Below are 14,277 nucleotides of genomic sequence, written 5' to 3' on the forward strand. Positions count from 1 at the left end.
CTTCACTATTACGGCAGGATTTCCTGTTGGTCCGCACCCTCTTTCTCTACCTGGGTGGGCAGCATGTGCTCGCGCTTGACGCCGAGGAACATGGCAAACGCACTCGCCACATAGATGGAGGAGTAGGTACCGAACGCCACACCGATCACCATGGCCACGGCAAAACCGTGGATCAGCGCACCGCCCTTGAGCAGCAGCGCCAGCACCACGATAAAGGTGAGGCCGGAGGTGATGATGGTACGACTCAGGGTCTCGGTCATGGAGAGATCCAGAATGTACTCGGTATCCCCTTTACGCACCTTGCGGAAGTTCTCCCGCAAGCGGTCGAACACCACGATGGTATCGTTCAGGGAGTAACCCACCAGGGTCATCAGTGCCGCCAGTACGGTCAGGTCGAACTCGTACTGGAAGTAGGCAAAGACACCCAGCGTGATCACCACGTCGTGCACCAGGGAGAGAATGCCCCCCAGCGCCAGACGCCATTCGAAACGCACTGCCACGTAGGCCAGGATACAGAGGATGGAGGCCAGCATGGCCAGCGCACCGTCTGTCGCCAGTTCATCACCCACGGAAGGGCCGACGAACTCGACGCGTTTGAGCACAGCGCCGTCGTCGAGCTGCTTGGCCGCCGCCAGCACTTCGTTACCCTGTTGTTCTACCTTGACCCCCTCTTTCGGGGTCAGGCGGAACAGCACGTCACGGCTGGAGCCAAAGTGTTGCAGGGTTGCCCCTTCAATCTTCTGCTCTTCCAGAGCGTCGTGGATCTTGTCCAGGCTCACCGACTGCTGGAACCCCACCTCGATGGTGGTACCACCGGTAAAGTCCAGACCCCAGTTCAGCCCCCGATCAAACAGGAAGAACAGGGCTACCACCATCAGCACGGAAGAGAAAACCACACCCGGCTTGGCATAGCGCATAAACGGGATCGGTTTTTCAAAATGTAGAATCTGAAACATTTCTCTATCCTCAGATGGGCAGCTTGTCGATACGCCGTCCACCCCAAGCCAGGTTGATAATGGCACGGGAAACTGTGATGGCAGTAAACATGGAGGCGGTCAGACCAATGCCCAGCGTCAGGGCAAAGCCCTTGATGGCGCCGGTGCCGATACCGAACAGGATCACACAGGTGATCAGCGAGGTCACGTTGGAGTCGGCGATGGTGGAGAATGCTCGATCAAAGCCCAGATGGATGGCTTGCTGAACACCACGACCGTTGCGGATCTCTTCACGAATACGCTCGTAGATCAGCACGTTGGCATCCACCGCCATACCCAGCGTCAAGACGATACCGGCGATACCCGGCAGGGTCATGGTGGCCCCCGGGATCATCGACATGATGCCGACAATCAACACCAGGTTCATACAGAGCGCCAGGTTGGCCACCCAGCCGAACGCGCGGTAGTAGATCCCCATGAACAGCACGATCACCAGCATGGCCCAGCCGATGGCTTCCATACCGCTGTCGATGTTCTGTTGACCCAGGCTCGGGCCAATGGTGCGCTCTTCCACGATCTGGATCGGGGCGATCAGAGCACCGGCACGCAGCAGCAGCGCCAGGTTGTGGGCTTCGTTGGCATTGTCGATACCTGTGATACGGAACTGGCTGCCAAGACGCGACTGGATGGTGGCGACGTTGATCACCTCCTCCTGCTTGCGGAACTTGCGCTTGCCATCCGGACCCGGTTGACCGACCGGCTTGTACTCGATGAAGACGGTCGCCATCCCTTTACCGACGTTGTCCTTGGTAAAGTTGGCCATCTTGTTGCCACCCTGGCCATCCAGCTTGATGTTGACCTGGGGACGGCTGTACTCGTCGAAACCGGACTGGGCACCCACGATGTGGTCACCGGTCAGGATCACCCGCTTTTGCAGCACCACAGGGCGACCGTTGCGATCGTTGTAGACCTTGGAGCTGGGCGGGACACGGCCGTCGGCCGCAGCCTGGATGTCGGCTGTCTCATCGACCATGTGGAATTCCAGGGTCGCGGTTGCCCCCAGGATCTCCTTGGCGCGGGCGGTATCCTGAATACCGGGCAGTTCAACGACAATGCGCTCGGCGCCTTGCTGTTGTACCAGCGGCTCGGCCACACCCAGTTCGTTGACCCGGTTACGGATGATGGTGATGTTCTGCTCGAGGGCGTACTTCTTCACTTCCTTAATCTTGGCTTCGCTCAGACCAGCCAGCAGGATGAACTCATCCCCTTTCTGCTCGGTAGTGAAGGTCAAATCAGGGTTCTGACGACGCAGATGAGAAACGGCGCGTTCCTGATCGGCTTCGTCACGGAAGATCACCTGCACCTGATCACCGACCCGGCGCACGCCGGAGTAACGGATCTTCTGGGTGCGCAGCTCGGAGCGGAAATCCTGCACCATCTGCTCTTGCTGCTTGGTCAGTGCTTCGGCCATGTCCACTTCCATCAGGAAGTGCACACCACCGCGCAGATCAAGACCCAGCTTCAGAGGCGCCGCACCGATGGCTTCGAGCCAGGCGGGAGTGGAAGGTGCCAGGTTGAGTGCGGTAATGAAGTTGTCGCCCAGCTTGTTGGCAACGATATCGCGCGCCTTCAGCTGGTCTTCAGTGTTCTTGAAACGGATCAGGATAAAACCGTGCTCGAATGCAGCATGTTTGACCGGGATCTTGGCCGCTTCAAGGGTCTCTTTCACCAGATCAAGAGTATCTAGCTTGACTTCGGCACCACGGCTGGCAGAAACCTGCAAAGCCGGATCTTCGCCGTAAAGATTGGGGGCTGCATATAGAAAACCGATGGCGATCACCAGGATCACCATCAGGTATTTCCACAGCGGATAGCGATTCAACACGCTGTGCTCCTTGGGAGATTAAAGGGACTGGATAGAACCCTTGGGCAGAACGGCAGAGACGAAGTCCTTTTTGATGGTGACTTGAGTCTGGTCGTTCAGGGCGATCACCAGGTAATCGCTGTCTGCAGCCACTTTGGCAATTTTGCCAACCAGGCCACCGGAAGTGAGCACTTCATCACCCTTGGACAAGGAGCTCATCAGATTGCGGTGATCCTTGGCACGTTTGGCCTGGGGACGATAGATCATGAAGTAGAAGATCAGGCCGAATACGGCCAGCATGATGATCATTTCCATACCACCACCCTGTGCACCCGGTGCTGCGCCTTCTGCATACGCCTTGGAGATAATGCTCATTTAACAACCTCTTATTGATGTAGATTTAAAAAACAAAATTATATGTTGTTATTTAACGTCATTTTCAGCTAACGGAGGCACAGGCTTCCCTTGCCGACGGTAAAACTCTGTTACAAAGTCGTCTAATTTACCCTGCTCGATCGCGTCCCGCAAACCCTGCATCACGCGTTGGTAATAACGCAGGTTATGAATCGTATTCAGACGGGCACCGAGGATCTCGTTGCACTTGTCCAGATGGTGCAGGTAGCTACGGCTGTAGTTCTTGCAGGTGTAGCAATCGCATTCGGCATCCAGGGTGCTGGTGTCGTTGCGGTGCTGGGCATTGCGGATCTTCACCACGCCATCGGTGGTGAACAGGTGGCCGTTGCGGGCGTTGCGGGTCGGCATGACGCAGTCGAACATGTCGATACCACGGCGCACCCCTTCCACCAGATCTTCCGGCTTGCCGACACCCATCAGGTAGCGCGGCTTGTCAGCCGGAATTTTCGGGCAGACGTGCTCGAGGATGCGGTGCATGTCCTCTTTGGGTTCACCCACGGCCAGACCACCGACCGCATAACCATCGAAACCGATCTCCAGCAGCCCCTTGAGGGAGACATCCCGCAGATCTTCGTAGACCGAGCCCTGAATGATGCCGAACAGGGCGTTCTTGTTACCCAGCGCATCAAACTTGTCGCGGGAACGCTTGCCCCAGCGCAGGGACATCTCCATGGACTTGCGCGCTTCTTCATAAGTGGCCGGGTACGGGGTGCACTCGTCGAAGATCATCACGATGTCGGAGCCCAGATCGTACTGGATCTCCATGGACTTCTCGGGGTCGAGGAAGATCTTCTCGCCATTGATCGGGTGACGGAAGTGGACACCCGCTTCGGTGATCTTGCGAATATGGCCCAGGCTGAACACCTGGAAACCACCGGAGTCGGTCAGGATCGGGCCCTGCCAGTTCATGAAATCGTGCAGATCGCCGTGGGCACGCATCACTTCCTGACCCGGGCGCAGCCAAAGGTGGAAGGTGTTACCCAGCAGGATCTGGGCGCCGGTTTCACGGACTTCTTCAGGGGTCATCCCCTTGACGGTGCCGTAAGTCCCGACCGGCATAAAGGCCGGCGTTTGTACCACACCACGTTCGAAGACCAGTTGACCGCGACGGGCACGGCCGTCGGTGGTTTTCAGTTCAAATTTCATTGCTACCTCGGCTGCGTCAGATAAACAGTCTGACAATAGAAGGGCCGCTCACGGCCCGGTAAATAAGCTGAAGCTTATGCTTCAACCTGGCGACGGGTGACGAACATGGCGTCCCCGTAGCTGAAGAAACGGTACTGCCCGGCCACGGCTGCCTGATAGGCCGCCATCACGTTGTCATAACCGGCAAAGGCGCTGACCAGCATGATCAGGGTCGACTCCGGCAGATGGAAGTTGGTGACCATGGCATCGACAATCTGGAACTGATAGCCAGGGAAGATGAAGATATCGGTGTCACTAAAGAAGGGCGCCAGCGGTTTGCCCTGCGCCAGGGTGACCTTGGCCGCGCTCTCCAGCGAACGCACCGACGTGGTCCCCACCGCGATCACCCGGCCACCACGGGCACGGGTGGCCGCGATGGCATCTACCACCTCTTGCGGCACTTCCGCATACTCGGAGTGCATATGGTGATCTTCAATCTTCTCAACCCGCACAGGCTGGAAGGTCCCCGCCCCTACATGCAGGGTGACGAAGGCCGTTTCAATCCCTTTGGCCCGAATTTTCTCAAGCAGCGGCTCGTCAAAGTGCAGACCGGCGGTCGGCGCGGCGACGGCGCCCGGTTTCTGATTGTAAACGGTCTGGTAGCGCTCCTTGTCGGCATCCTCGTCGGGACGGTCGATATAGGGGGGCAGCGGCATGTGGCCGATGGCCTCCAAAATCTCCAGCACCGGACGCGGGTCGAGGAAGTGGATCTCGAACAGGGCGTCGTGGCGGGCACGCATCTCTGCCTCCACACCACCATCCATGATCATCCGGGTGCCGGGCTTGGGCGCCTTGGAGGCCCGGACATGGGCCAGCACGCTGTGCTCGTCCAGAATGCGCTCGACCAGTACCTCCAGCTTGCCGCCGCTGGCCTTCTGGCCAAACATGCGTGCCGGAATGACACGGGTGTTATTGAATACCAGCAGGTCACCCGGATTGAGCTGATCCAGCACATCCACAAATTGACCGTGGCGCAGGGCGCCAGTTTGACCATCGAGCTGCAACAGGCGGCTGGCGGTACGCTCTGCCATCGGATAGCGGGCAATCAGCTCGTCTGGCAGATCAAAATGAAAATCGGATACTTGCATCTTTCACCTCGGGGGGAATCGGCGGCTAGTCTAGTTATCCCCATCTTCCAAGGCAACCCAAAAGACCAAAAACCCAAGAGAGACAAGGGGTAGCGAGCAATATTGAGACACACATCCGGTTAATGATTCTTTAATGTTCTGTATTGACCCTGATCATGTTTTGCCAGTTGGGGCTGGGCTAGGGTGAAAGCAGATACACAAGGAGGCCCACCATGATGACCCTATCCGAAATCATGACCGATCATCCCTTCACTCTGGGTCCGTCAAACAGTGTCAAACAGGCGATGGACCTGATGCAGCAGGAGCGGATCCGCCACATTCCCATCGTCGACGAGCAGCACTACCTGCTGGGGCTGGTAACCCTCACCGATATCCTGGCCACCCGGGAATCCAAGCTGCTGCTCATCAGCCCGGAGCGGGAAGCCGAATTTACCGACAGCGTACAACTCGACGAGATCATGACACGGCAAGTGGCGAGCGTAGATCCTCACGCCGGCATCAAGGAGGCGGCACTTTACCTGCAGCGGCACAGATATGGCTGCCTGCCGGTACTCAAAGGACGCAAGCTGATCGGCATTGTCACCGAGTCGGACTTTATTGCCGTGGCCATCAACCTGCTGGAATTGATGGAAGAGCAGGAACCACCTATCGACTTTTGACAGAACAATCTGTAATTAAATTACAATAAAAGCGTTTTCAGCCGTCAAAATAAGCTGAAATGATGAAACACTTTCATTTTGATTGAAAAATTACACCAAATACTTGCCTTGTGATCTGCGTCACACTATCATCCCTCTCATGCAATAGTTGCCGAGAGGGAGACGAGGGATTGTGCACCCATTATCTTCCTCTCATATGTCTGCAAGTTTGCACACCCCGTAGTTAGTCTTTGCTGTAAAGCATTTGTTTATATAGCCATTCCTTGTTTGATGACCCGGCCCTGTCGTTGCGATAGCGCCGGGATTTTTTTATCCGCGTTTTCTGCTCTCCCCCTTGTCAGCACATCCCCCTTCGCTGCGAGCAGCGGCCTCAATCTCCTGCGCCACCTGTTTGCTCCACCGTTTATCTCATCGCGTCATCGTGGCTCTGCACACCCCTTCTCATGCCTTGAAAAGACGATGTAGCGCACAGATATTGAACCACGACAAGGAGTTATCTCAGTAGGCCAGAGATATTCATGTTAGGTACAGCCATAGTGAGCTATCTAATAAGTAGATTTAAGCGATTCAAAATTGCGGCTTTTATCGATTAGCGGAAGCCCCTATGATGAATCTATCGAAAGTTAAGCGCCTCGTCTGGCAAGACTCTTCAACACCAGACCGGCATATGTACATCACCAAGGAGCAATTACATGTCTACCTACATCAACACTGAAATCAAGCCGTTCAATGCTACCGCCTACCACAATGGCAAATTCGTTCAGGTGTCTGACGCTGACCTGAAAGGCAAGTGGTCCGTGGTCTTCTTCTACCCGGCTGACTTCACCTTCGTTTGCCCGACCGAGCTGGGCGACCTGGCTGACAACTACGCTGAATTCCAGAAACTGGGCGTCGAGATCTACTCTGTCTCTACCGATACCCACTTCACTCACAAAGCATGGCACGACACTTCTGACACCATCCAGAAGATCCAGTACCCGATGATTGGTGACCCGACTGGTACCATCACCCGCAACTTCGGTGTGATGATCGAAGAAGCCGGTCTGGCTGACCGCGGTACCTTCGTGATTGACCCGCAGGGCATCATCCAGATCGTCGAGATCAACGCTGGCGGCATCGGCCGTGACGCACTGGAACTGCTGCGCAAAGTTAAAGCGGCCCAGTACGTTGCCTCCCACCCGGGTGAAGTGTGCCCGGCTAAATGGAAAGAAGGCGAAGCCACTCTGGCCCCGTCCCTGGACTTGGTAGGCAAGATCTAAGCCTCCCGCTTCCAAGACCGGCCCGCATAAGGGCCGGTCTGCTTTCCGGCATTGCCAAATAGGCCTGAAAGCAGACCGACTCACATTTAATGCCAACTCGCCATTACAAGAAGGAATTCGACCATGTTGGATACCAACCTCAAACAACAGCTGAACACCTATCTGCAGTACATCGTCAATCCCATCGAGATCAGCGTGTCCGGCAACGACAGCGACAAATCTGCAGAGCTGCTGGCACTGGCCAGCGAGATCGCCGAGATGTCCCCCAAGATCATCCAGACCTCTGGCACTGCCGCTCGCAAGCCTTCCATGAGTGTCGCGCCGCAGGGCCAAGCCCCGCGCGTTCACTTTGCCGGCATCCCCATGGGTCATGAATTTACCTCTCTGGTGCTCGCCCTGCTGCAAAGCGGCGGCCACCCCTCCAAGGCCGATGCAACCGTGCAGGAGCAGATCCGCAATCTCAAGGGCGAGTTCCACTTCGAGACCTATATCTCCCTCTCCTGCCACAACTGCCCGGACGTAGTACAGGCTCTCAACCTGATGGCGACCCTGAACCCCGGCATCACTCACACCATGATCGATGGCGCCCTGTTCCAGGAAGAAGTCGCCGAGCGTCAAATCATGGCAGTACCGAATGTCTACCTGAACGGCCAACCGTTCAGCCAAGGGCGGATCTCGCTGGAAGAGATCGTCGCCAAACTCGACACCGGTGCCGCCGAGCGCAAAGCCGCCGAGCTGAATGAGAAAGCTCCCTACGATGTACTGGTGGTAGGCGGTGGCCCGGCTGGCGCCGCAGCGGCCATCTATGCCGCTCGTAAAGGCATTCGCACTGCCATCGTTGCCGAGCGTTTCGGTGGTCAGGTGATGGACACCGTCGGCATCGAGAACTTCATCTCCGTGCCCTACACCGAAGGCCCCAAACTGGCTGCGAGCCTGGAGCAGCACGTCAAGCAGTACGGCGTGGAAGTGATAACCGAACAGCGCGCCGCCGCCATCAGCAAGGATGGCTACGTCAATGTGGATCTCGCCTCTGGCGCCACCTTGAAGAGCCGCGCCGTGATCCTGGCGACCGGTGCCCGCTGGCGTGACCTGAACGTGCCGGGCGAGCTCGAGTACCGCACCAAGGGCGTGGCCTACTGCCCGCACTGTGATGGCCCCTTCTTCAAGGGCAAACGGGTTGCGGTGATCGGGGGCGGTAACTCCGGCATCGAGGCAGCGATCGACTTGGCTGGCATCGTCGAGCATGTGACTGTGGTGGAGTTCGCCGACACCCTGCGTGCCGATGAAGTACTGCAGAAGAAGGCTCGCTCCATGGGCAATATCGACATCATCATGAGCGCTCGCACCACCGAAGTGATAGGTGATGGAAGCAAGGTGGTCGGTATGGACTACGAAGATCGCACCACAGGTGAGATCAAACACCTGGCGGTGGCGGGTATCTTCGTCCAGATCGGCCTGGTACCGAACACCGAGTTCCTCAAAGGGAGCGAGATAGCCCTGACCCGCTTTGGCGAGATCGAGATCGATACCAAAGGGGCGACCTCCCTGCCCGGCGTCTACGCCGCAGGGGATGCCACCACGGTACCGTTCAAGCAGATCATCATCTCCATGGGTGCTGGCGCCACCGCCGCACTGGGTGCGTTTGATTACCTCATCCGCAACCCAGCTCCTGAAGCGACCCAGGCTGATGCTGTGACCGCCTGATAAACCCAGCGCAACAAAAAGCCGACGCTCGATTAAGTAAACACGAGCGTCGGCTTTTTTATATCTGCATCGATGCGCAATAAAAACCCCGCAGCAAATGGCGGGGTTGTTCATGACTGGACTTAAACGACGGGCATCACTCCAGCAAGAAAACAGCCTCGATATTATCACTTACCGTGATCTGCTGTTGTTGATAGCTGTTGTCCGCCATATCCGCCGCAGGAGCAGCCATCGCCATGGCCTGCACCACTTTCAGGTTGCGGCTGTAGGCGGTAATGGGCGAAGCATTGCGGTACTCCACACTGTAGACCTTGCCAAGCTTCATCCCGAACGCCTTGGCCAGAGATTCAGCCTTGATTTTGGCATCCTCAACGGCATTCAGACGGGCCTGCTCCTTGATGACCTGCGGCGATTTCAACCCGTATTCAATCTGGGATACAGACTCCAGCCCGGCTTTGAGTGCGGTATCCATCAGGGGGCTCAACTTGTCGAGCTGATCGAGCTTCACCGCCAATTGTCGCTGAGCACGATACCCCAACAATACCGGCTTCTTATTTTCACCATACTGATATTCCGGCGAGACCATCAGGTTGCCAGCCTCAACATCGCTGCGCTTGATCCCCAACCCTTCCAGTTGGCTGAAAAAGGCTGCAACCTTGGTATCGACCTGCTGCTTGGCCTTGAGGCCCTGCTTATCCAGTGCACTCACCGCCACATTGAGGGTCAGCATATCGGGTTCGGTCTTCTGCTCGGCATAACCGCTCACCACCAGATGGGGCGCTTGCGGCACTTCAATCGCCAGCAGCGGAGCACTGACAACCAGAGCGGAAAGAGTAAGAAGGGGACGCCACATAGAAAAAAACCTCAATCGGAAAGATTGAGGCCATTATGCCCGTGCAGCTACGGGATTCATATATCGTGCAAGGGGGGGAGCTGATCCAGTATCTGATTGGTCAGATCGAGACTAATGGTGACCATGCTGCCGGGATCCTGGCTCTGGTTTGCCATATCCAGCGCAGGAGCCGCGCCACAGACCAACACCTCATCATCGAAATGGAACGAATCCCACGACAGAACGTGTCCTTGCACCGCCTGTCCGATATTGGTGCCACCACTATCCTTCTCCATCGCAGACCAAGGGATGGTATCAGATGGCCCTAGCAAATCTTGCAACAACGGAGAGTGAAAACTGGCCAGCGGATACTCCTGCTGACCCTGATGATGGCCAACCAAAATCATGTTATGGGCAGACTCGGTATCCATGACCGGCACATAAGTGATAGAGGCCGTAGCGAAATCAACATAGAGCGAGCCCGCTACATCACCGGCCTCATTCTCAATCTCCATCCCATCCAGCCGATCCCCCTCGATCGAGGCCTGATAGCCAAACTGGCCTGCGCAGGTAATGTTCCCCTGCCCATCCCAGCTATAACGGATGCCATCAATGTCGACCCAGTTGAATGACTGCATGATTACCCCTCTCATCTACTACCGCTATCTTATCCATCCCCTTGGGGAAAAAACAGGGGCCAGGCAAGCCCGGCCCCAAGACAAGGTTACGGATCAACCTTCAAGTTACCGTCATCCAGCAAGTGCTTGATGATCTCCTGATTGGAGCCCAGTGAGGCAAGGTCGAGTGAGTTCTGGAACTGGATGGTCAGTTCCGGGCTCCCACCGGCCCCGGCAGGATCTATCGTCAACGTCTTGGTCGTCGTGTTGAACTGCAGATAGTTGATCAGCACGGCTGCCAAGTCTTCATTGTCCCCCAGCGCTGGTACGCCAACCAGCAGATCAGACAGATCCAGCACATCGCCACCGCTGGCCGTTCTACCCAGAGTGAAGTCTGTTATGCTGTCGGTACTGCCATCCGCATCACCCGCCTGCCACTTAAAGGTATCGCTACCCAAACCACCGATCAGAATGTCATTGCCCAGTCCACCAATCAGCATATCGTCCCCAGCCAAACCAGAGAGCGTGTCGTTCCCTTCACCACCCTGAATCACATCCGCCAACGCTGACCCGGTTAAGCTGGAGCCAGCTTCAATGGTTACATGCAGGTTCATGCTCGAAGTGGCATCGTTGTCGGCATCCTGCACTACCACCTGGAAGTCGAGGTTTGCAGCCACGGTGGTGGTCTGGGTCTTGATGAAGCCGATATCGGAAACCTTGACCACATCGTTGTCGCTTTGGTTGTCGAAGTTGGTGAGGTTATCAAAGCCATCATTGAAGTCGCGGTCGTAGTTGATCGCGACGCTGCTGGTGATTCCCTCAACCGACGTCAGGACTTGCGCCCCGTAGACCTGCCAGCTCTCACCGGGGGCGTTGTAGTCATTGCTCTCGATGACGATCGCACCATCGTTGTTGTCCAGGGTGATGCCATAGACGGCTAGGGCCGCCAGCGCCGTTGCGCCGCTGGAATTGCGGTAGATATCGCTGTTGCTGACGACCAGAGCCCTGGTGGTGGTAACACCTTCGGCTCCGACCAGCTTCAACACGATCACCAGATCATCATCATTGTCGATGCCATCGAACTTCAGATAGACGCCATCAGCACGGCCTGTCGGGGTCAGCCCGAGGTTGCCGGTCGGGTTGGAGGTATAGAAGTTCAGGTCCAGTACTTCACCCTTGCCGATGGTGTCGCCCGCTACCCCGTTCGCGCTGTTGGAGAGCGTGACGTAGGAGCCTGTCTGGGTGAAGGTCTCACCATTGACGAAGACGTTGGTGTCCGAGCCTCCCGTCTGCAGATTGTTGCTATACGTGCCACCACCAGTCTCGGCGTAGCTCCTGAACTGTACGAAGAAGTCAGTGGCCAGCTGAGAAACCGCCACCTCCGGATTGGTGGTATCCACCGTGCTTCCATCCGGAACATAGCCCGTGATACCCAGCGAAGCGCTGGTTTTCAGCACCTGGAAGCCCTCGATCGGCCCGTCCAGGGTCACCGTGTAAGTGCCGTTCACCTTGTCGAAGGTCAGCGTACCCGTAGCCTCTTCCTTGACGCCGGGCTTGGCCGGGTTTGGCGCGTAGTCGAACTCGATATCGAAGGTCGCCGTGGTGGCGTTCTCCGACACCCAGGTGACCGACTGCGAGCTAATCGCCGTGCCGCCCACATTGCCCGTCAGCGTGATGGACTTGAAGTCCGAGTCCGCCGCACTGAAGGGGCCGCTGCCACGAGTGTCTGCACCGGTGCTGTAGTCGAACACCCCGGTAGCTCCACCCGGGTTGCCACTGTTGGAGTACACCAGGTTCGAGGTTGCCAGGATCGCTGGCACGTCGTCCTCGACCTGGATCAGCAGATCACCGGCCAGCGGCACCGGATTACCACCGTAGGTGGCCTGGACTGCCTCGGTCAGGTTCAGCGTGAGGATTTCGTTGTCGTTGCCGTTGGCCAGCGGATGATCCAGCGGGCCGCTGAGCGTGAAGGTATATGCGCCATTGGCATGCACCACCAGGGTGAAGATGGTGGCCGCGCCCGCCATCGCCGTCAGGGTATTGCCGACGACGTTGTAGGTGACGGCCACCCCATCGGAGGTCAGGGTCGGCAGGAACGCCGGCGAGCTCTGCAGGCTGAAGGTGGCGGGATCGTTGCCGATCAGGAGCTCGGTCAGGCTGCCGGTGGCAACCGTGATCTGCAGATCGTTATCGGTAATACCACCGGGCAGTTCGTCCTCGTCCACCCTGCCGATCACCGGTGCAGCATCCTCGATATTGACCGTCAGCGTGGCCGGCGACGGGTCGCCGTCCTTGTCGATGATCACGTAGTCGAAGCTCTCGCTGGTATCCGACGGAACGCTCTGCGGGGCCGTGTAACTCCAGGTCCCGTCGGCGAAGTTGAAGCTCAGCTTGCCGCCCAGATCGGTGAGGATGCTGTTCAACTGGCTACCGGCGATGCTACCGCCAGTACTCACCGCGATGATGCCCCCGCCGTTCCAGGTGTAGGTCACCCCATCGATCTCGATCGACAGCACCCGCCCAGCGCCGTCGGCACCATAGGCATCGTCATCCCCTCCGCCCACGACATTGTCGTTACCGAGAAGCACATTGCCGCCGACCACATTTCCGGAGATCTGGCCAAGCAAGGTATCGATAAGATCATCGAAGTCGGCCACCAAAATCGGCGAGCCGCTGCCGTCCAGATCGACGTTCTGCAGGCGCGTGCTATTGATACCGTTACCCACCCCAATGGTGGTGACGTTGATACCGTTGTTGTCGATGAAGTTGTTCCAATCCGTCGCCGTGCCACTCTGCAACGAGTTGTTCACACCAGTATCGACGTTCGGATTGCCGTCACTGATGAAGAATACCTGGTTGCTCCAACCCGGGATCGGGTCGTAGACATCCATGGTCTGCTCAACCGCCGCCGTGAAGTTGGTATTGTCGTTGAACGGACGGTTGGCCAGGATGTTGTCGACCAGCGACTCGAAGGCCGCCAGCGAACTGACCGCCGTGTAAGAGGTAGCGCCTGTGGAGAAGGCCACGATGGTGATCTGTACAGAACCGTCGGTGCCATTGAACAGCGCCTCTCCCGCCGCCCGCACAGCCGCCATCATGGTGGCGAACTCGGTACCGTTGATACTGCCGCTGGAATCCAGCACGAACGCGACGTTGAAGTCCTTGCCGCTGGACTCGGCAACGATGGCCGCGTCGTTCTGGGCTACCGGCGTATCATCATCGACATTGACGGTCAGCGTACCCTTGACGGTGTCACCATCCTTGTCGGTAACCTGATAAGTCAGGGTGAACGGCTGGTTGTTCTCCAGATCGGCGTTAACGTGCAGGATCGGGGCATTCTGAGTCACGGTATAGGCACCCGTGGCGCTGTTCAGCGTCAGTGTCAGCACAGTGGTAGTGCCTTGTTTGACCAGCAGTTGCGAGCCATCCACGCTTGCGTGGTAGGTGAAACCTGCTGGTTCTCCTGAATCCAGCCATTTAACCGTGCCAACACCGTCAGCACCGAAGCTGTGAGCGAGAATGCCGCCATCATTCACCGCGTCGGCGTCATCGGTGCCCTCAGGACCGCCCGCTATGCCGCCAGCTAAGGCGTCATCATCCAACTGTACTGTGGCATTAGTGCTAGTGCTCGGACCATCGTCCTCGAAGTACAGCGCGTTGCTCAGGTCGTACTCCGCTTCGGCCGTGTCGCCATCGCCATCCTCCGCCGTGGCGACCAGC

The 14,277-nt window shown here is 57.3% G+C and carries 11 protein-coding genes; 3 read left to right on the forward strand and 8 right to left on the reverse strand.

The annotated features are described in order from the left end of the window. Positions 1-8 precede the first annotated feature (8 nt). The 5 genes from secF to queA form a co-directional block, all read right to left on the reverse strand. Positions 9-956: a protein translocase subunit SecF gene (gene secF / locus AB5Y92_RS20475; RefSeq protein WP_368227509.1), complete on the reverse strand. Its 948-nt coding sequence runs from the start codon at positions 954-956 to the stop codon at positions 9-11. 10 nt (positions 957-966) lie between these two features. Further along, positions 967-2,820 (reverse strand): protein translocase subunit SecD, encoded by a 1,854-nt coding sequence (secD, locus tag AB5Y92_RS20480; RefSeq protein ID WP_005337324.1) that lies wholly within the window; start codon positions 2,818-2,820, stop codon positions 967-969. 18 nt (positions 2,821-2,838) lie between these two features. After that, positions 2,839-3,174 carry a preprotein translocase subunit YajC gene (yajC, locus tag AB5Y92_RS20485; RefSeq protein ID WP_005337327.1) on the reverse strand — a complete coding sequence of 112 codons (336 nt, stop codon included), beginning with the start codon at positions 3,172-3,174 and terminating at the stop codon, positions 2,839-2,841. Positions 3,175-3,222: 48 nt separating this feature from the next. Further along, positions 3,223-4,359 carry a tRNA guanosine(34) transglycosylase Tgt gene (tgt, locus tag AB5Y92_RS20490; RefSeq protein ID WP_005337329.1) on the reverse strand — a complete coding sequence of 379 codons (1,137 nt, stop codon included), beginning with the start codon at positions 4,357-4,359 and terminating at the stop codon, positions 3,223-3,225. 74 nt (positions 4,360-4,433) lie between these two features. Further along, on the reverse strand, positions 4,434-5,486 hold the full coding sequence (gene queA / locus AB5Y92_RS20495; protein ID WP_368227511.1) for a tRNA preQ1(34) S-adenosylmethionine ribosyltransferase-isomerase QueA: 1,053 nt from the start codon (positions 5,484-5,486) through the stop codon (positions 4,434-4,436). A 212-nt stretch (positions 5,487-5,698) separates the two neighbouring features. Here queA and AB5Y92_RS20500 point away from each other — a divergent pair, with 212 nt between their 5' ends. The 3 genes from AB5Y92_RS20500 (at position 5,699) to ahpF (ending at position 9,108) form a co-directional block, all read left to right on the forward strand. Further along, positions 5,699-6,145 (forward strand): CBS domain-containing protein, encoded by a 447-nt coding sequence (locus tag AB5Y92_RS20500; protein ID WP_368227512.1) that lies wholly within the window; start codon positions 5,699-5,701, stop codon positions 6,143-6,145. A 692-nt stretch (positions 6,146-6,837) separates the two neighbouring features. Continuing rightward, entirely contained in the window at positions 6,838-7,404 is a 567-nt protein-coding gene (gene ahpC, locus AB5Y92_RS20505) for an alkyl hydroperoxide reductase subunit C (protein WP_005337335.1), read from the forward strand. A gap of 123 nt (positions 7,405-7,527) precedes the next feature. Beyond that, positions 7,528-9,108 carry an alkyl hydroperoxide reductase subunit F gene (gene ahpF / locus AB5Y92_RS20510; RefSeq protein ID WP_368227513.1) on the forward strand — a complete coding sequence of 527 codons (1,581 nt, stop codon included), beginning with the start codon at positions 7,528-7,530 and terminating at the stop codon, positions 9,106-9,108. 136 nt (positions 9,109-9,244) lie between these two features. On the opposite strand, the gene AB5Y92_RS20515 is transcribed toward ahpF, so the two are convergent. From AB5Y92_RS20515 to AB5Y92_RS20525, 3 genes are all read right to left on the reverse strand, one after another. Then, a complete protein-coding gene (locus AB5Y92_RS20515) occupies positions 9,245-9,961 on the reverse strand; it encodes an SIMPL domain-containing protein (protein WP_368227515.1) in 717 nt (238 codons plus the stop codon). Between the two features lie 56 nt (positions 9,962-10,017). Then, positions 10,018-10,578 carry a hypothetical protein gene (locus AB5Y92_RS20520; RefSeq protein WP_139400989.1) on the reverse strand — a complete coding sequence of 187 codons (561 nt, stop codon included), beginning with the start codon at positions 10,576-10,578 and terminating at the stop codon, positions 10,018-10,020. Between the two features lie 86 nt (positions 10,579-10,664). Then, the coding region (locus tag AB5Y92_RS20525) for a type I secretion C-terminal target domain-containing protein (protein WP_368227517.1) at positions 10,665-14,277 on the reverse strand (3,613 nt) is incomplete at its 5' end.

Source organism: Aeromonas sp. R1-1, from assembly GCF_040908495.1.
Classification (GTDB): Bacteria; Pseudomonadota; Gammaproteobacteria; order Enterobacterales; family Aeromonadaceae; genus Aeromonas; species Aeromonas veronii.